The organism is Vibrio jasicida 090810c (genome assembly GCF_002887615.1).
Lineage (GTDB): Bacteria > Pseudomonadota > Gammaproteobacteria > Enterobacterales > Vibrionaceae > Vibrio > Vibrio jasicida.
On sequence record NZ_CP025793.1, the window covers coordinates 1765377 to 1781781 of the forward strand.

Consider the following 16405-nt stretch of genomic DNA (forward strand, 5'->3'; position numbering starts at 1 on the left):
AGAGGCCACTACGCCCCTCCGTTTCGGTTTTTAATTACGTTCTTTCTACTAAGAATCGCTGCTTGAAATCGACAAATGCCTCGTGCAATGCGTTCTCTTTGATCGGTTTGAGCAGCACATAGTTCGCCCCTGCTGCCATAAATGCGTCACTGGTTTCTTTTGCAGTATCTGCAGTACAAGCGTAAATAGGCGTGCCCAGCCGTAAATTCTGGCGTATCTCGTGCGTCGTTTCGATACCACCAAGGTGCGGCAGTTGATTATCCATCAATATCAGATCGTAATTATTGTCAGACAGATATTCCATTGCCTCTAAACCGTCTTTCGACCAATCCACCTGCATTTTGTATTTCTTACAAAATGCTTGAAGGATAAAGGCATTGGTATGATTGTCTTCCACCAGCAAGACTTTTAAGCTTTCATCAAACAAGGCTTCTGGTTTCACACGCTGACTGGCATCCAAAGGACGAAGTACACGCGCTCGGTCTTTCACAGGTAGCGTGACGACAAATGTGGTGCCATGTCCTTTACTACTACGAACTTGAACGTCACCTTCTAGCATGTCGACAAGGTTCTTCACGATGGTCAAACCTAGGCCACTGCCGCCGTATTCGCGAGTGGTTGTTGCCTCTTCTTGCACGAAAGGTTCGAACATTTGGTCAAGCTTATCCGATTCAATACCAATCCCTGTATCGATGATCTCAACAACCAAGACACTGTTCTCTGCGCCATAAAATTGCTCTAACTCTGCTTTTAGATGAACGCTTCCGGATGGCGTGAACTTCACCGCATTGCTGACTAAGTTAAACAAAATCTGATTGAGTCGAACTTGATCAGTAAAGATTTCGACATCTTGATCGAGCTTGTTCTCAATGATGAGTTCAACGCTCTTGTTATTACAAATTGGACGATAGATGTTGTCTAGCGTGCGAATGGTGTCATTAAACGAAAACGGGTGCTTTTGAATATTGAACTTACCTTGCTCAATCTTGGAAAAGTCTAAGATATCATTCAAAACTGCCAATAAATGCTCACCACTATGGCAAAGCACATCGATTTGATTCTTCTGTTCTTCGGTTTCCACCGTATCTTTTAATAACTGTGCGACACCCAAAATACCGTTAATTGGCGTTCGAATTTCATGGCTCATCTTTGCGAGAAAATCAGCACGAGCTTGCGCGGACTTTTCTGCCTCACGCCGTGCAATGTTACTCTGCTTTTCGGCTTCGATGAGGGTCGTGATATCTTGACCCTGAACGATAATACCGCTGATATCACCATCAACACGAATTGGCGATAAATTCCAACGGTATATCTTGTTGCCAATAGGTACGTTAACCCCTGTCAATGTCGCTCCTTGAGCAGCCATTTTCAGGTGTGGGGTCAGTTTCTCTTTGAAACCTTGGAAGACCGGATGCATGGTTTCATGATCGTCATCTATCACCAACTCTTTGCGTGCTGCTGGGTTCATCTGAATCAAGATACTTTCTTCCGACCAAACCATGATTGGCGATAACGCAAAATTAAACAGATCTCGGAAAGACTTCTTCTGCGCTTCTAGCTCTTCAAAGGTGCTTTCCAGCGTTGATCCTATATGATCAAACTCTTCAATATTTGAACCGTTAAATCGTTCAAACCCTTTTTCCTCACGCGCGGAACGCGTGTAAGACATCAATGATTCCAGTTGAGCCGAGACTTTACTCTCAATCCATTCCTTGGTCAGCAACGCAATCATAATCATGCCAACAATCGAAGCCAGCATGGCTAAAAGGTGCTGGATTTGCAGCGTCACGACACTGTGATTATCTTGCACCGTGAGCAAACACAATTCTGTCGTCACCGCATTAACTTCAATCGGAGTTTCTATGACGAGCAGCTTATCGAGTTTCTTTTGTGATCCTTTACGCTGCAATACGTCTGCAACACTGTATGCTTCATCCCCTATGAGAGAGTTTGCTAGCGGGACATTGTTGGCAACCATTACGACATTATCCACGTTACTCTCGCTTTTGAGTTTTTCCATTAGTGCGAAATTGTTATCTAACACAACAACATTAAAGGAGAAACCCAAGACCTCTCCGGTCGGCGGGGCTATTACAGGTACACGGCGAAGCAACATATGTCGAGAACCAATCGAGGTCATCACATTAACGTAATACCAGTTATTACTGAACGTGACGCGATTGGCGAGACTATCAAGGATAAGATCGTTCACGCCATAAAAGTGTGCGTTGCCATCATCCCAAATGATGCCTCTATGGTCAGTCAGAAAACGAAATTCTGGTGTATGAGCAGGATCGCTTTGGTCAATACTGAGGAAGAAGTAATTCAACGCATCTGTATTTCTGTCAACGTAAAAATTACGAATCACTTCACTTTTTGTATTGCTATCGTGATGGATTTGAATCGCCGCGAAATGGCTATCGAAAATGTTGTGTATCAGAGCAGAAGTTTGTTGCTTGGTCCTGTCTACTTCTTGCCAAATGATCTGTTTAGAGAAGTAATAGCTCTGAATAAAAATCCCGAGAATGATCGGGGCGAGAACAAGAATGATGATCTTTGTAATGAGCGTCGCAAGAGAGCGACGCTTTTTGGCGTTTGAACGTATTGTCATCAATTATCTGAGTATCTAAATGCACGCTTCTTAAGCGCTTCGATTCTTTCCGGTGAATCCGCTTTCGTGACAATTTCAAAATCACCGGAATACACGGTAGGTACTGGCTTTCCTTCCAAGTCCCACTTAATGGCTTCTGCCATCGCAATCCCGGTGTCGTCATTCATACGCATGACAGTAATGTCGAGATCGCCTTTTTGGATGGCGTCTAACTCGGCAGAGCCCCCACCCCATCCGTTAATCATAATGTCTTCTCTTCCCAATTCAGAAAGTGCATCAACCGCACCCAACGCCACATCAGTAGAGCAAGCATAAATAAAATCAACATCTGGGTATTTGGCTAAACTCGCTTTCGCAGCATCATAACCAGACTGCTTTGTTGCTTTTGTATAGTAGGCTGATTGTAGCTCAAAGTTATTATCACGGTTAACTTGGTGAATAAAAGTATCACCTCTTACGTCACTAATGTAACCCTCAGAAAAATAAAGCACGCTGTAATAAGTGTGTTTTGGGAAGTACTTTCCGAATTCCGTTGCTAATTCTCGACTGCCTTCTGCATGGTCAAACCCAACATATAAAAACGGCTGATGTTTGTCCCACTCTCGTACTGGCGTAGTGATATTTTGTAAAATCAGCTTGGTATTTGTTGAATCCAATACATGTTCAACAAATTTACGATGTCTGGTGGTATCCAGAGTGAAGATTAAGTAATCAGATTTACTTTTTAATGCTTCCATTAAAGACAAACTCTGTTGCTTTATATCGGCATTCGGACGCGTAAACACTTGGTTAATTTGATAGTTAATATTCAACTTATCTAAACGCTTTTCAAAAGCAGCAATGTTTCGTACCCAGTAATCTGACACTTGTTGACCCGGATATACGACGGATATTTTAAGTGGACGTGTTCTGGTTTTAGAGAATGGCACAGGACGTTCGCGAACGGCTTCTGCTAAGGCATTGGTCAGCTTTCTTTGCTCAGGAAACTCATCAAGAAAATCTTGGTATGCCCAATAGCCATTAAGCACTTGTGTCGCATGTGAAATCGGTGAAAAACCGATCATAGAAATCAGAGAAAGTAGTACCGCTTTTTTCATGTGTTGCTCTTATAGTTTTTTATGGAGCATGTCGCTGCTCTATTTTATTACCTAGCCGAGTCATCCTTTACCCTATTTGCACATATCCATAAAAGCCCGCTTGTATACCCAAGTAACTTCAGATGCTTGGGTCTCTATAAATGTTTCTATTAAGCCTTGCGGGGCATTACCGTATTATGTGTTACTACCGACGGAAATGATACCCACCCCCGTCAAAAATAAACCGCCATTTGAAGGCGGTTTGTCTTTTTGAAAAAGAAGTGTTTGCTTGAGGTATCAAACCTTGGATTAGCAGCACAGTTTTGCATTTTCTGACTCATTCAACATCGCGTTTGAATGGCGTTATTTTTGCTCTTGTTTTTCCGTGCACGTTTGACTTACCGCATTTGAAAAGAAAGCGTTTGATTGTCATCGACGTTGATCTCCGCGACTTCTTCTACCAATTGCTCTTTCTTTGTTTTTGTCAGTTGTTTGATGAAATATTCCGCTTTCATCGCAACACTTTTACTTTCAAAACAAGATGACCACTCCAAAGTCAGTGGCCCCTTCCCTTTCAGTGCTTTCGCACCTTTTCCCGTTTGATGCTGTTTAAAGCGTCGCTGTACATCATTCGTCACACCACAATACAGTGCATCGCGGTTGTTTCGGATCAGATACACACTCCAGCTTTGCTCGGCAATGTCACTCATGAAAGCAGCGACGCGACCTGTTCTTTTAGTGCTTCTAATTCTTCACGAAGTTGCACTACTTCTTGTTCTAGCTGAGCAACGCGCTCGGCACCGGCAGAAGAAGGAGCAGATGACGCTACGGCCAGTTCGCTCATGTCAACTTCACCACAGAATAGGTGCATGTAACGAGACTCACGTTTACCTGCCTCACGAGGAAGTTTTACAACAAGCGGGCCTCTTTCTTCACCAGCTAAAAGCTCAAGTGCGTTTTCAACTTCTTTAACATCATTGAAAGTAGCAAGGCGGTTTGTTCGCGTACGGATCTCACCCGGCGTTTGAGCACCGCGTAACAGCATGCAACACACGATGCCTTTCTCTTGTACGCTAAGCTGTAAATCGCCGAACTCTGTATTACAGAATCGATGCTGATACTTACTCACTCGGCTGTTAAAACTGCTTTCATCACTTACAAGTCGACGCTCAATGAGCGCATCCACTGCATCTAAAACGTCAGCTTCAGATAAAGACATAACCGGCTCGCGGTTACTTTTTTGATTGCACGCATTTGTTAGCGCGTTAAGGCTGAGAGGGTATTGGTCGGGGGTAGTCACTTCTTTTTCGATCAAGCAACCAATTACTCGTGCTTCAATTGCCGTTAGCTCAACTTTCATAATGCATTTCCTTATTATTTTTGCATTTGAATTTGGGTATCAGGCTAAAGCATAGCGCATGGACCTGACACCCTTTGCGATTCGGGGTAGGTCTTAATGCTCTGATAAGATCGACACTTTGGTCATCTTTCCATTCTCATCAACCATCATTATCTTCGAACGGTTGAGTTCGACTTCTGTGATTTCGAGTTGTGTTCTTGCTGTAACGTAAGCCGCTTTAAGTTTATCTGCCAATGAGTCGGTGGTTGATTCCATTTCTTGGCTTTCGACTTGCTCCGCAGTATTACCAGAGTTCATTTCGAGCTTCATCATATTGTCTTTAATAAAGCTGATAATATAGCGTCAAAACTCCTATGACAACGAGTTGGGGCATTTTCAGTGAACGATAATCCAAGCTTTTCAGTAACGAGTGTTAACAACACATCAGAATTGGTGGATAAATGTTCAACCCTACGCCACGTTTGATCTAAAGACTGTTATGCCACGAGATGTTGTGCTTTAATCGAGTCAGATATTCACAAATTAGGAAAGGGAACCATGAGTAGCGTATTTGAAATCGTGAACCAAGCTCGTCGTAAAAACAAACTAAAACGTGAGCTGCTTGATAACGAGAAAAAAGTTCGTGATAACCGTAAGCGTGTAGACCTTCTAGAGAACCTACTAGACTACATCAAACCTGAAATGACTCACGACGAAATCGTAGCGATCATCAAAAACATGAAAGCTGATTACGAAGACCGCGTTGACGATCACATCATCAAGAGTGCAGAAATCTCTAAAGCACGTCGTGACATCAGCCGTCGTATCCGCGAACTGACTGAAGAAGACAAGCAAACTAGCGGCAAAAAATAAGTCGAATTAGTTTCAGAATTCAACCCCGAGCAGGGGTAACTTGCTCGGGGTTTCTTTTTGTCTCTTTGTTGTACACTGTGTACAATAAAATCAACTTCAGTTCCAAAAACATTCAACGTTCCTATGCCTTTAACTTCTTCTACCGCACAACCGACGCTAGCAAAACAACTGTTTACTATGACATGGCCAATGCTCTTTGGTGTGTTGTCGTTGATGAGCTTTCAGCTAGTCGACAGCGCCTTCATAGGCCAACTAGGTGTGCTGCCTCTCGCTGCACAGGGCTTTACTCTACCACTTCAAATGGTGGTTATTGGCATTCAGGTTGGCCTCGGCATTGCTACCACCGCTGTAATTTCAAAAGCATTAGGCGCAAACGATACCCGCTATGCAAAGCAATTAGGCGGTCTGGTTTTAATGATCGGATCGGTGGGCGTAGCAGTATTCGGCTTGCTCATTTGGTTGTTGCGCTACCCTATTCTCTCACTGTTGAGCGCACCTGATACCGTAATGCCAATTATCGACAGTTACTGGCCTTGGTGGCTGTTGAGTTCTTGGGTAGGTGCGGTGCTGTATTTCTACTACAGTATCTGCCGCGCAAATGGCAACACCATGCTACCTGGCACCATGATGATGGTCACCAGCGGCGTGAACTTAGTGCTCGATCCGTTGTTTATCTTCACGTTTGATTTGGGGATTAACGGCGCAGCAATTGCCACCGTCATCGCCTTTGGTTTCGGTATATTGGTCGTCGCTCCTCGTGTTCAAAAAAACCATTGGGCAACCTTCCAGTGGCAGGATTTGAATGTGGTTAAGAGCATCACGTCCATCGGTAATATCATGGGCCCAGCGATGATCAGCCAGCTTCTACCACCTCTATCATCTATGTTAGCGACCAAGCTGCTTGCTGGCTTTGGTACGGCGGCAGTTGCATCTTGGGCTTTGGGCTCGCGCTATGAATTTTTTGCGATTGTATCGGTATTGGCGTTAACCATGTCAATGCCGCCGATGGTCGGACGCTTATTAGGAGCGAAAAACTACACCGACATTCGTGCATTAGTGTCTATTGCCGTTAAGTTCATCCTTGGTTTCCAGTTGTTGATTGCGCTAGTAACCTTTACCGCAGCTAACCCACTCGCCTTACTTATGACAAGTGATACTCAAGTAGAACAAGTCTTGCACATGCACTTGATGATTGTCCCAATCAGTTTAGGTTCACTTGGGGTGTGCATGTTGATGGTGTCGATTTGTAACGCACTGGGGAAATCTTATACCGCACTAACCATCTCAGCCCTGCGCCTGTTTTTGTTCTTCCTACCGTGCCTATGGGTAGGCGCTCAGGTGGGAGGCATTCAAGGTCTACTGATTGGCGCTTGTATTGGTAACCTTATGGCTGGAATCGCGGCTTATATTACGTACCAAAAAACCATTAATAAGCTCTCAGCTCAACAAGTCTCAATGTAACGACGCTTTCGAGTAACGCTGAAAAACAAAGCCCTCACTTCAACGGCGAGGGCTTTGTTGTTTTAAAAACGAGAAGTTGAACGAACTAACCTCAACTAAGTAAAGACATTTTATCAGCAGGGAAAACCACACCAGTTTGCCTTCTTACTTCGGTCAGTACTTTTGCAACGGTCAATGAACGCTGCTTCATTTGATCATCAATCACACCCAGTTTAAGCTGTTTAGCAAAGGCTTGAGCTTCATAGAACATGTGGTTCTCTTCTTGCGGCAGCGTTAGGACTTCTTTATCTTCACCGCGCGGAATGCGTTCAACACCACGACCTGTCGCAATCATATCGACAATCACACTACCCCGCTCACCTTGAAATTCACTTGGAATGAGTGAATCACTCACCTTAGAGTGTAGTAGGTTCACATTAAAGCCATCGTACGCCAGTGTTACGCTACCACAACCATCTACGCCTGATGATAAGATGTGAGCACTTGCTTGAACACTATTCGGCTCACCAAACAGTTCAATAGCAGAACCAACACAGTAATAACCAATGTCCATGATTGAGCCATTAGAGAACTCTGGGTTGAAGGTATTTGGGTTTTCACCGTTTAGGTATTTCTGGTAACGAGAGGAGTATTGGCAGTAGCTAATCGTTGCATGACGAATAGGGGCAATCGTCGGTAAGCTGTCTTTCAACACTTGGAAGTTTGGTGTGTATGGCGACATGAAGGCCTCGAACAGCACCACGCCATTTGCTTCTGCAGCCTTAAACATGGCTTGTGCCAAAGGATAGTTAGACGCCATGGGCTTTTCACAAATCACATGCTTACCGGCTTTAAGCATTTGCATTGCTTGAGGCGCGTGAAATGAGTTAGGGCTAGCAATGTAGACCGCATCGATATCTGAGTCTTTACTTAAGGATTCTAAACTATCGTAATAAGACGCTGCGCTATAAGGTTCACCAAACGAACGTGCCTTATCAATATCACGTGAATACACCGCTTGTAGGCAAAATTCTTTACTTTGAATGGCCGCTTCAACAAATTGTTGGGAGATCCAGTTAGTTCCAATAACAGCAAGTTTGAACATGTTACTTCCTTTTCATTATCGTTCGGTAGCCATAGGGCCCATCAGAGCGATTTAAGCAAGCTTTAGTTCATTAAACAACTCAAATAGTTGGTTCGATTTGTAAGGTTTCGGTAAGTATGCATCCATACCCGCCGCAAAGCAGTTCTGAATGTCTTCCTCTAGTACGCTCGCGGTCAAAGCAATAATGGTGATCTTATCGCTGCCCACTTCTTTTTCCCAACGGCGTATCTCTTTTGTGGCGGTTAAGCCATCCATCACCGGCATCATGCAATCCATCAGAATCGCATCAAATTGCTCTCCTTTTGTAATGGCTTCTAATGCTTCTTGTCCATTACTGGCAATTAAATAATCGTAGCCCGCTTTATCAAGAAAGAAACTGGCAATCTTTTGGTTCATCAAATTGTCTTCTGCAATCAAAATCCGGCGATGAGTTCGAGATTGGTTAATGTTATGAATGACAGCTGACGCCGTGACATCGTAACTTTTATTATTCTGTTCGACTTGAGCAAGCTCATCAATGGCATGTCTGAAGCGATTACCAAGGAAGGGTTGAGTCAACACCGCATGAATGCGCTCTGAGTTGGTATAGGTCGTAGTGAGATGATGCTGACAAACAATGATTCGACTCACATCGACATATTTCTCTAGTTCATCGATGGCCGAGTCCAACGTACTTTTACCATCATGGCAGTAAAAAATGACTTCGGCTTCTCTTGAAGAAAAGGTCAAATCATCAATGCACTTAACCTCTGAAAGTTGTATTCCTGCTAAACGGCATTCTTTAACGATTTGGCCGGTGTAAGGGTATTGGTCTGTGATGAGTATGCCCGTTCGAATTAATTCTGAACGCCAACCAACAATTGGTAGCACTTCTACCTCGATTGAGAATTCGAAATGGGTTCCTATCCCTTTAGATGATGTCGCGGTTAATTTGCCGCCCATCATGGCAACCAATTGACGACAAATCGCTAAGCCTAATCCAGTACCACCAAACTGACGTGAGATGCCTTCATCTTCTTGGGTAAAAGGTTCGAAGATGGTATTCAGTTTGTCTCGCTCAATGCCTATCCCTGTATCTGTCACTCTAAACGTTAAGAAAACGCTCTTTTGCGTCGTCGATTCTTGGTAATCAACATCGACAGAAATGTGCCCTTCATGAGTAAACTTCACCGCATTCGAGACTAGGTTCATGATGATCTGTTTGATGCGGTGATCGTCGACCATAATGCGTGGAGGAATACGTTCATCCAGGTTAATGTTTAGTTCCAGTTGCTTGGACGTTGCTTTAGATTGAAACAAAATCATTGACTGATAAACGACCTCGCGAATGTCAGTCTCGATTAAGGAAAGCTGTAAGTGACCAGATTCAATTTTCGATAAATCGAGAATGTCGTTTAGAAGAGTCAGCAACGTATGAGACGAAGTATCGATATCGGTTAAGATTTCTTTCTGATGAACTGAAAGGTCACTTTGGGACAGAATCTCCGTCATCCCAATAATGCCATTCAATGGGGTTCGTATTTCATGGGACATGCTGGCAAGGAAAACTGACTTTGCTCTGTTAGCCGAGATAGCTGACTCTTTGGTTTTTAGAATCTCTTCTGTCTGTCGGTTTTGCTCTTCCATCATACGATTGACTTGCTGCGCGAAAATGGTGAACTCATCATTACCATCAACGGCCACTTTCTCCCCTTTAACGTGTTCATGGATGAGCGTATTGAGAGAGTGAATGATAGAGTCCAGTTTGCTGTGCACGCGATACCAAGTACCAAACCCCAGCCAACACAATAAGACGATGATGACCATGACTCCCGACGTCATCAGCGTGATGCTTTGTTTTTGCGAACTGACTTGTACTAACAATGCACTCTCGACTTGTTGAGTGAACCCTGCCGTCATTACTTGTAAGCGTTGTACGCGGTGGTCAAGGTCTCTAAGGTAAGTTACATAGTCCGATTGCGATAACTCACCTGCCATCAAACGCCCACGAGCTTCAATGCTAGAAAGATAGCGCGGCGATGTGTACAGGCCCAGTAGTTTCTCAACTTGCTCATTTGAAGCCCCCAGCTTTATGAACCCTTCCAAACTTTGCTGCTGCCGCTCAATTGATTGGAAAAACATGCCTTGATTGGGCTTACTCTCCGGCTCTAACACCAAGCGATAGGTTAGCCACGCCTCTTTTTGCGTCCAATAAGAAAGCTGTGCGAGGTAAGCAATGAAGTCTTGCATCCAATGTGCTTCGTCACTGTCAAATAGATGGTAATGCTGAACCAATGCCTCAGACATCTCCTGTAAGAGTCGAAATGACCAATCTCCTGCATCCACACTGTCCTTTATGTCGCCGGAGATCACATCTAGCATAGCTTGCTTTAAATCATTGGAATATTCCACTGTGTGACTGTTTTGCATGAACTTGTCGTAAATCGCGAGGGCTTTGTCTCGTTGAACTTTGACTTCGATCGGAAGAGGTTGCTCTTCTCCATATTGATGACGTTCTTTCTCCATCCCATACACAAAGTGGGATGCTTCAGAAATCAACTTCAAGCCTTGAATATTACTGACGGTTTGGTTGAGTCTGGCGACTCGTTGAGAGTTAATAGAAAATTGGTGAACGGCGAACACAGAAATAACCACCGCAGGTAACAGTGCGAGTAGAGCTAAACGTAATTTTATAGAAAGTTTTATCATCCGTTCGCCCGAGTTAAGAAAAGGCCCTCGAATTAATACTAGACTACTTTCATAGATTGAATATGAACTTATGGGAAGGGTTTTATTGGCGCTTTTGCTTCGCTTATCTGCTCAAATAGGCAAAAACAACACTTAGCGCCCTTTGTTGCACCAAGGTTGACCGAACAAAAAGTGTGACTGCTTGCAAAATTTTGCAGCATCATTTTTAAACAGATTTGGTTAAATCGACATAGACCATTGGTGAACCCTAGACGGTCATTAAAAAGTTGATAAGACGTTTACCATTTTCGTGTTAAAGAATACAAACATCACAAATTCCAAATGGTAACTATCATTGTTGCAACCTTTCTATTTGAGATGAACCTTTATAGTCACGAATTAAGTTTTATATTTGTAAAAAGTCAATCCCCATAAAACCCTGCCTTAGTCACATTAATCAACTAATCAAAAGACGATTTGCCACACTTTAAGCTGGATTTATTTTTCCTAGCAGAATAAGACCTCAGCCCGTACAATCCGCACACATAATTATTACAACCCAATTACATAACACCCTCACTTCACGCTCTACCGTTGAGGTAACAGCTGAAAGTAAGGTCAGCCCCCAAAACGTGAAAGGTCCGAAACAACAATGAGTCCAGAGAAATATCTCCAAGACTGGCAAACAAGCCAAACGATTGCTGAATCTATTTCCCCTCTTATTGGTAAGCTATATCGTCAAAAAGGAATTGAAGTAGTTCTTTTTGGTAAGACACTTATCAACGCCACCACCATCGACATTCTCAAAACTCACCGCATTGCAAGACGTTACACTGGAAGTCCTCTATCTCTTGAACAAACCATGCCGATCATTCAAGCGTTGTGCGAAATGAGCATCTCATCTTGCCGTGTTGATGTTGGCCAGCTTGCTGGTATGTACTGGAAAGATCACGAAGACACCTCTGCCCTAAACGACTTCTTGCACACAGCTTTGCACGGTGCCCGTGATGCTGATTCTTCTTTAGCGGCTCGTGATGTGGTTCTTTATGGTTTCGGTCGCATTGGTCGCCTATTGACTCGCCTCTTGATTGAAAAGAGCGGCCCAGGTTACCCACTTCGTTTGCGTGCGATTGTGGTTCGTGGCGGTAAAAAAGGCGACCTTGAAAAACGTGCGAGCCTATTGCGCCGTGACTCTGTACACGGTCAATTCAATGGCAGCATCGTTATCGATGAAGAGCGCAAAGCCCTCATCATCAACGGCAACTACATTCAAATCATATACGCAAACAACCCAAGTGAAGTGGACTATTCTGTTTACGGTATCAACAACGCACTTGTTGTTGATAACACAGGTGTTTGGCGTGATGCAGAGGGACTAAGCCAACACCTAGCATGTGGCGGGGCAGAAAAGGTGCTGCTTACTGCGCCAGGTAAAGGTGAAATCAAGAACGTCGTATTTGGTGTGAATGAATCTGTGATTCAAGAAGATGACACCATCATCTCTGCGGCGAGTTGTACAACCAACGCCATTACACCGGTCCTTAAAGCGTTAAATGACAAGTATGGTGTTCTTTCGGGTCATATTGAAACGGTACACTCTTATACCAACGACCAAAACCTCATCGACAACTTCCACTCTGGCGATCGTCGTGGTCGCAGTGCCTCTTTGAACATGGTTCTCACTTCAACAGGTGCTGCGAAAGCCGTCGCAAAAGCACTGCCTGAACTAGCTGGTAAGTTATCTGGAAACTCGATTCGCGTCCCTACTCCAAATGTATCAATGGCTGTTGCAAACCTAAACTTAGGTGAAGGTGTAGACCGTGATTCACTGAACGACTACCTACGTGAAATGGCGTTAAACTCAGAGCTTTCTGCTCAAATAGATTACACAGATTCGACAGAAATCGTATCAAGCGACCTAGTTGGATCTCGTCACGCAGGAGTGGTGGACGGACAAGCGACCATCGCACAAGACAAGCGTTGTGTATTGTACATCTGGTACGACAACGAATTCGGTTACAGCTGCCAAGTTGTGCACTGTATGGAACAAATGATGGGTGTTCGTTACCAAACATTCCCTCGATAAGGTGAAACCTTGCTCCACAACGTTAACCACAATAGGTAACGAGCTGCACCTCAGCATTTGTTTTTAATAATAAGCGCCCCGCGCATTACTAATAGCTCTTCCCCGTTTATACGCCTGGTGACCTCAGGCGTTTTTTCGTTTTTAAGACTCTTTGACATTCCTCAGACATTAATTAACCAACTTGAACGCTATATTCATGTTTCGTTCATGTTCAGAGCACTAATATGAACCCATAGATTGAAAGAGAGGTCATGATTATGAATCGAATTATCGTTACTGCACTAGCACTGATTACTGGCTTTTTTACTTTGGTATTTAGCCTAATCATGGCGATTCCTTTGACCATCGCAGCCCTGATCACTGGTAAACGTATTGAAAAGCGCGTGAAGCAAATGCAGCAAGAAATGCATGAAGAATATGCATTCAATACGGGCAAATCCGACGCGATTGAAGGCGAGTTTGAAGAAGTTCGTCGCTAGCGTTTCTGAAGGTTCCACACTCCCCTATGTTCCTGAGCAACCTTCTTTGCTGACATCCTATCTCGTTAAGAGTTAGGATGTTTTTTTGTCTGCCATATACAAGAAAGGCTACCATCGCGGTAGCCTTTCTGCTTTTCAAACAATGCGTTCAGCTTAATTAAATCGTCACAACCACTCGCACAGCTAATAGCATCAAAACGATGCCAGATAGTCGGTCAATCAATACTGCCTTTGAGCGAATACGGTCAACAACGCGCGAGTTAGACAACACCAAGGTAATAAAGGTGTACCACAAACCATCGACAACAAATGGCGTCGCGACGATGATCATTTGGTTGCTTAGATCGTTACCAAGTGCAACAAATTGGCTGAACAATGCAATAAAGAACAGTGCGATTTTCGGGCTTAGAATCGAAATAAGAAAACCTTCTCGCGCCGATTGTAAAACCGTCGTCTCTTCACCAGATTCTAGCTTCGCTGCTACACCACCTTTTGAGCGTAAAGCATTGAAACCGAGATACGCCAAGTAAGCAGCACCTGCCAAACTGATCGTCTTAAATAGCAATGGGCTTTGTTGAAGTACCACTGCCAAACCTATCAAGGTAATGAACGCATAAATACCAATACCAAACGCGTGCGCCCATGCGGTAGCCAAACCATTCACGCGGCCACCAGCTAACGAGTGCTTAGCAACAATCGCTAAACTTGGACCTGGCGACATTGCCCCTAATAAACACACGGTAAAAAGTGATAACCAAACTGTTAGTGTCATAAGAATCTCCCCTCTTTGACGCTAATCTATCAACGGAACAGGTATAATTAGAAATCAAAGTTTTTCATACTAACCATGATTTCAAATCATAACTAAATAATGCATTTATTATCGAATGGAATATTCTGAAATCTGCATGACCGAACGAATCTCTTCCCGCACCCATCTATGCGCCGGATCCGTATCGTATTTCGGATGCCACATTAACCAATACTGATGAATAGGCGTTTCGAGAGGCAGTGCTTTATGGGCTAAGTCCCAATGCTTCGCAAGATTGGCCGCAATATGCTCTGGAACCACCATCAGATGTTCACTAGAAACTAAGCGATTGATGGCAGCAGAGAAGAAAGGCACTTTGAACCTAATATGACGCGTATGGCCTAGTTCTCTTAATGCTAAATCGGTGTACGAATCTTTGTCCCCACCACCCGTAACTTTAATGTGGGAGTAAGAAATTAAATCTTCAACATTGATACTGTCTTGCTTTGCTAACGGGTGAGAAGCTTTCATCAAACAAACTGATGAGTCTTCACCAATCTTCACACTGGATACACCCTGAGGCTTCTCTGGATACATGGAAGACGCGATATGAATACCAGTCTCATGAAGCTTATCTAGAAAGTCTGGCTGCCACAGTCGGTACGCCATATCTAACTGAGGAGCAAAGCCACTCAGATGAGAGGCAATGTCAGGGAGGACGTATTGGGCGACATAATCACTCGATGCAAATACTAACTCCGCTTTCCAATCCTCAGGTTCAAAAGGCTTGTCATCGAGAAGGTGATCGAATTCCGCTAACAAGTCATCTAACTTCTCTTTTAGAAGCAATGCTCTTGGTGTTGGAATCAGTTGGTTACCCTGTCGAACCAATAAAGGGTCACCGCACAATTCACGTAACTGCGCTAATTGACGGCTTACCGCCGATTGGGTGATGTGCAAACGCTCAGCAGTTCTGCTCACATGACACTCTTCAAGTAGGACATGTAAAGAGCGCAGTAGATTCAGGTTGATGTTATTCAGCATGCTCAACCCATTGAGCACGCCAATCTGCCGCGGCGTAATCTTCCGGCCAGTATTCCACTTGTTTGCAAATCAGGCCATCACGGACAGTATGAAAAGTAATTACCCTATCCGAACGTACACCATCGCTAACGATCACATCGGTAACGACTTGATCAGCATCAGCCACGATGCGTTCGATAGTAAAGGTCCATTTCCCGTCCGCAGGATAAGCTGAATTGAGCTCTGCAAAGTTTTTTCTACCTCGAATCACTTCTTTAGTTAATGGCCAAATCACGGCGCAGTCAGCTGACAAACACTCTGCCGCCGCATAGAAGTCATTGCTTGCCATTACGTTCCAAAAATTGAGGACGATGTCTTTTTCGTTCATTTTACAAACTTACTCCCTGTGGTATTGAAAAACTCCGTTAACACGGTATGTGTCATCACGTTACGAAGCTCTGGATAGCTTTGGATATAATCTCGAATCTCGTTGAGACGCGCGATATTAGGCACTTCGACAAACAGCATCATATCGGTTTCACCACTAATAGCGTGACACCATTTAACACCATCGATTTTATACAGGTCATTAGCGTAATTGTCGCAATGATGGCTAGAAGCGGAGGTATCAAATTTGAGTGCCATGTAAGCACAAATCATCGACTCTTTAGATATCGCAATATCGGCATGATAGCCAAGGATGACTTGGTCATTTTCAAGCTTTTTGATCCGAGCTGTCACAGCTGAACGTGACAGGCTAACTTGCTCTGAGATTTCAGTAATAGAGAGACGGGCGTTCTGCCGTAATAGGTCTATGATCTGATGATCAAATTTGTCCATAACATCACCAAGCTTTCCTTAATTTTGCCATTCTACTCAATTACAACTTATTGAAAACCGACAATTTGCGGTTTATCGGCAAAACAACCGTCATTTTGACGGTCGACAACATCAT

At 43.9% G+C, this 16405-nt stretch carries 15 protein-coding genes; 4 read left to right on the plus strand and 11 right to left on the minus strand.

Annotation, left to right across the window (positions count from 1 at the left end):
* Positions 1-34 precede the first annotated feature (34 nt).
* From luxQ to C1S73_RS25385, 5 genes are all read right to left on the minus strand, one after another.
* Positions 35-2611 carry a quorum-sensing autoinducer 2 sensor kinase/phosphatase LuxQ gene (gene luxQ / locus C1S73_RS25365; RefSeq protein ID WP_038867370.1) on the minus strand — a complete coding sequence of 859 codons (2577 nt, stop codon included), beginning with the start codon at positions 2609-2611 and terminating at the stop codon, positions 35-37.
* Positions 2611-3708: an autoinducer 2-binding periplasmic protein LuxP gene (locus C1S73_RS25370; protein WP_038867368.1), complete on the minus strand. Its 1098-nt coding sequence runs from the start codon at positions 3706-3708 to the stop codon at positions 2611-2613. Before C1S73_RS25370 ends, luxQ begins: the two co-directional genes overlap by 1 nt.
* Positions 3709-4085: 377 nt before the next feature.
* Positions 4086-4397 carry a GIY-YIG nuclease family protein gene (locus C1S73_RS25375; RefSeq protein ID WP_038867367.1) on the minus strand — a complete coding sequence of 104 codons (312 nt, stop codon included), beginning with the start codon at positions 4395-4397 and terminating at the stop codon, positions 4086-4088.
* The gene (locus C1S73_RS25380; protein WP_038867365.1) at positions 4394-5047 is read right to left on the minus strand and encodes a YceH family protein; all 654 of its coding nucleotides are present in this window, start codon (positions 5045-5047) and stop codon (positions 4394-4396) included. The genes C1S73_RS25375 and C1S73_RS25380 overlap by 4 nt, the downstream gene beginning before the upstream one ends.
* A gap of 93 nt (positions 5048-5140) precedes the next feature.
* Positions 5141-5356, minus strand: a complete 216-nt coding sequence (locus tag C1S73_RS25385) for a hypothetical protein (protein WP_042604483.1) — start codon at positions 5354-5356, stop codon at positions 5141-5143.
* A 228-nt stretch (positions 5357-5584) separates the two neighbouring features.
* Between C1S73_RS25385 and C1S73_RS25390 the strand changes: the two genes are divergently transcribed.
* Both C1S73_RS25390 and C1S73_RS25395 read left to right on the plus strand, forming a co-directional pair.
* On the plus strand, positions 5585-5899 hold the full coding sequence (locus C1S73_RS25390; RefSeq protein ID WP_005373603.1) for a DUF496 family protein: 315 nt from the start codon (positions 5585-5587) through the stop codon (positions 5897-5899).
* Positions 5900-6022: 123 nt separating this feature from the next.
* Positions 6023-7360 (plus strand): MATE family efflux transporter, encoded by a 1338-nt coding sequence (locus C1S73_RS25395; protein ID WP_038867363.1) that lies wholly within the window; start codon positions 6023-6025, stop codon positions 7358-7360.
* Positions 7361-7451: 91 nt separating this feature from the next.
* Here the strand turns inward: C1S73_RS25395 and C1S73_RS25400 are convergent, their stop codons facing one another.
* Together C1S73_RS25400 and C1S73_RS25405 are read right to left on the minus strand one after the other, a co-directional pair.
* Positions 7452-8444: a Gfo/Idh/MocA family protein gene (locus tag C1S73_RS25400; RefSeq protein WP_038867360.1), complete on the minus strand. Its 993-nt coding sequence runs from the start codon at positions 8442-8444 to the stop codon at positions 7452-7454.
* Positions 8445-8495: 51 nt separating this feature from the next.
* On the minus strand, positions 8496-11132 hold the full coding sequence (locus C1S73_RS25405; RefSeq protein WP_038867358.1) for a hybrid sensor histidine kinase/response regulator: 2637 nt from the start codon (positions 11130-11132) through the stop codon (positions 8496-8498).
* A gap of 631 nt (positions 11133-11763) precedes the next feature.
* Here C1S73_RS25405 and C1S73_RS25410 point away from each other — a divergent pair.
* Together C1S73_RS25410 and C1S73_RS25415 are read left to right on the plus strand one after the other, a co-directional pair.
* Positions 11764-13197, plus strand: a complete 1434-nt coding sequence (locus tag C1S73_RS25410) for a glyceraldehyde-3-phosphate dehydrogenase (RefSeq protein WP_038867356.1) — start codon at positions 11764-11766, stop codon at positions 13195-13197.
* Between the two features lie 257 nt (positions 13198-13454).
* Positions 13455-13676: a hypothetical protein gene (locus C1S73_RS25415; RefSeq protein WP_038867478.1), complete on the plus strand. Its 222-nt coding sequence runs from the start codon at positions 13455-13457 to the stop codon at positions 13674-13676.
* 157 nt (positions 13677-13833) lie between these two features.
* On the opposite strand, the gene C1S73_RS25420 is transcribed toward C1S73_RS25415, so the two are convergent.
* The 4 genes from C1S73_RS25420 to C1S73_RS25435 form a co-directional block, all read right to left on the minus strand.
* Positions 13834-14448 carry a LysE family translocator gene (locus C1S73_RS25420; protein WP_005433441.1) on the minus strand — a complete coding sequence of 205 codons (615 nt, stop codon included), beginning with the start codon at positions 14446-14448 and terminating at the stop codon, positions 13834-13836.
* A 108-nt stretch (positions 14449-14556) separates the two neighbouring features.
* Positions 14557-15471 (minus strand): LysR family transcriptional regulator, encoded by a 915-nt coding sequence (locus tag C1S73_RS25425; RefSeq protein WP_038867354.1) that lies wholly within the window; start codon positions 15469-15471, stop codon positions 14557-14559.
* The gene (locus tag C1S73_RS25430; RefSeq protein WP_038867352.1) at positions 15461-15838 is read right to left on the minus strand and encodes a nuclear transport factor 2 family protein; all 378 of its coding nucleotides are present in this window, start codon (positions 15836-15838) and stop codon (positions 15461-15463) included. The genes C1S73_RS25425 and C1S73_RS25430 overlap by 11 nt, the downstream gene beginning before the upstream one ends.
* On the minus strand, positions 15835-16290 hold the full coding sequence (locus tag C1S73_RS25435; protein ID WP_038867351.1) for an Lrp/AsnC family transcriptional regulator: 456 nt from the start codon (positions 16288-16290) through the stop codon (positions 15835-15837). Before C1S73_RS25435 ends, C1S73_RS25430 begins: the two co-directional genes overlap by 4 nt.
* Positions 16291-16405 lie beyond the last annotated feature (115 nt).

What these genes read in the sequence shown, in the direction of transcription:
- luxQ (WP_038867370.1), bottom strand. Translation starts at nt 2,611, where the DNA reads ATGACAATACGTTCAAACGCCAAAAAGCGTCGCTCTCTTGCGACGCTC.
- C1S73_RS25370 (WP_038867368.1), bottom strand. Translation starts at nt 3,708, where the DNA reads ATGAAAAAAGCGGTACTACTTTCTCTGATTTCTATGATCGGTTTTTCA.
- C1S73_RS25375 (WP_038867367.1), bottom strand. Translation starts at nt 4,397, where the DNA reads ATGAGTGACATTGCCGAGCAAAGCTGGAGTGTGTATCTGATCCGAAAC.
- C1S73_RS25380 (WP_038867365.1), bottom strand. Translation starts at nt 5,047, where the DNA reads ATGAAAGTTGAGCTAACGGCAATTGAAGCACGAGTAATTGGTTGCTTG.
- C1S73_RS25385 (WP_042604483.1), bottom strand. Translation starts at nt 5,356, where the DNA reads ATGAAGCTCGAAATGAACTCTGGTAATACTGCGGAGCAAGTCGAAAGC.
- C1S73_RS25390 (WP_005373603.1), top strand. Translation starts at nt 5,585, where the DNA reads ATGAGTAGCGTATTTGAAATCGTGAACCAAGCTCGTCGTAAAAACAAA.
- C1S73_RS25395 (WP_038867363.1), top strand. Translation starts at nt 6,023, where the DNA reads ATGCCTTTAACTTCTTCTACCGCACAACCGACGCTAGCAAAACAACTG.
- C1S73_RS25400 (WP_038867360.1), bottom strand. Translation starts at nt 8,444, where the DNA reads ATGTTCAAACTTGCTGTTATTGGAACTAACTGGATCTCCCAACAATTT.
- C1S73_RS25405 (WP_038867358.1), bottom strand. Translation starts at nt 11,132, where the DNA reads ATGATAAAACTTTCTATAAAATTACGTTTAGCTCTACTCGCACTGTTA.
- C1S73_RS25410 (WP_038867356.1), top strand. Translation starts at nt 11,764, where the DNA reads ATGAGTCCAGAGAAATATCTCCAAGACTGGCAAACAAGCCAAACGATT.
- C1S73_RS25415 (WP_038867478.1), top strand. Translation starts at nt 13,455, where the DNA reads ATGAATCGAATTATCGTTACTGCACTAGCACTGATTACTGGCTTTTTT.
- C1S73_RS25420 (WP_005433441.1), bottom strand. Translation starts at nt 14,448, where the DNA reads ATGACACTAACAGTTTGGTTATCACTTTTTACCGTGTGTTTATTAGGG.
- C1S73_RS25425 (WP_038867354.1), bottom strand. Translation starts at nt 15,471, where the DNA reads ATGCTGAATAACATCAACCTGAATCTACTGCGCTCTTTACATGTCCTA.
- C1S73_RS25430 (WP_038867352.1), bottom strand. Translation starts at nt 15,838, where the DNA reads ATGAACGAAAAAGACATCGTCCTCAATTTTTGGAACGTAATGGCAAGC.
- C1S73_RS25435 (WP_038867351.1), bottom strand. Translation starts at nt 16,290, where the DNA reads ATGGACAAATTTGATCATCAGATCATAGACCTATTACGGCAGAACGCC.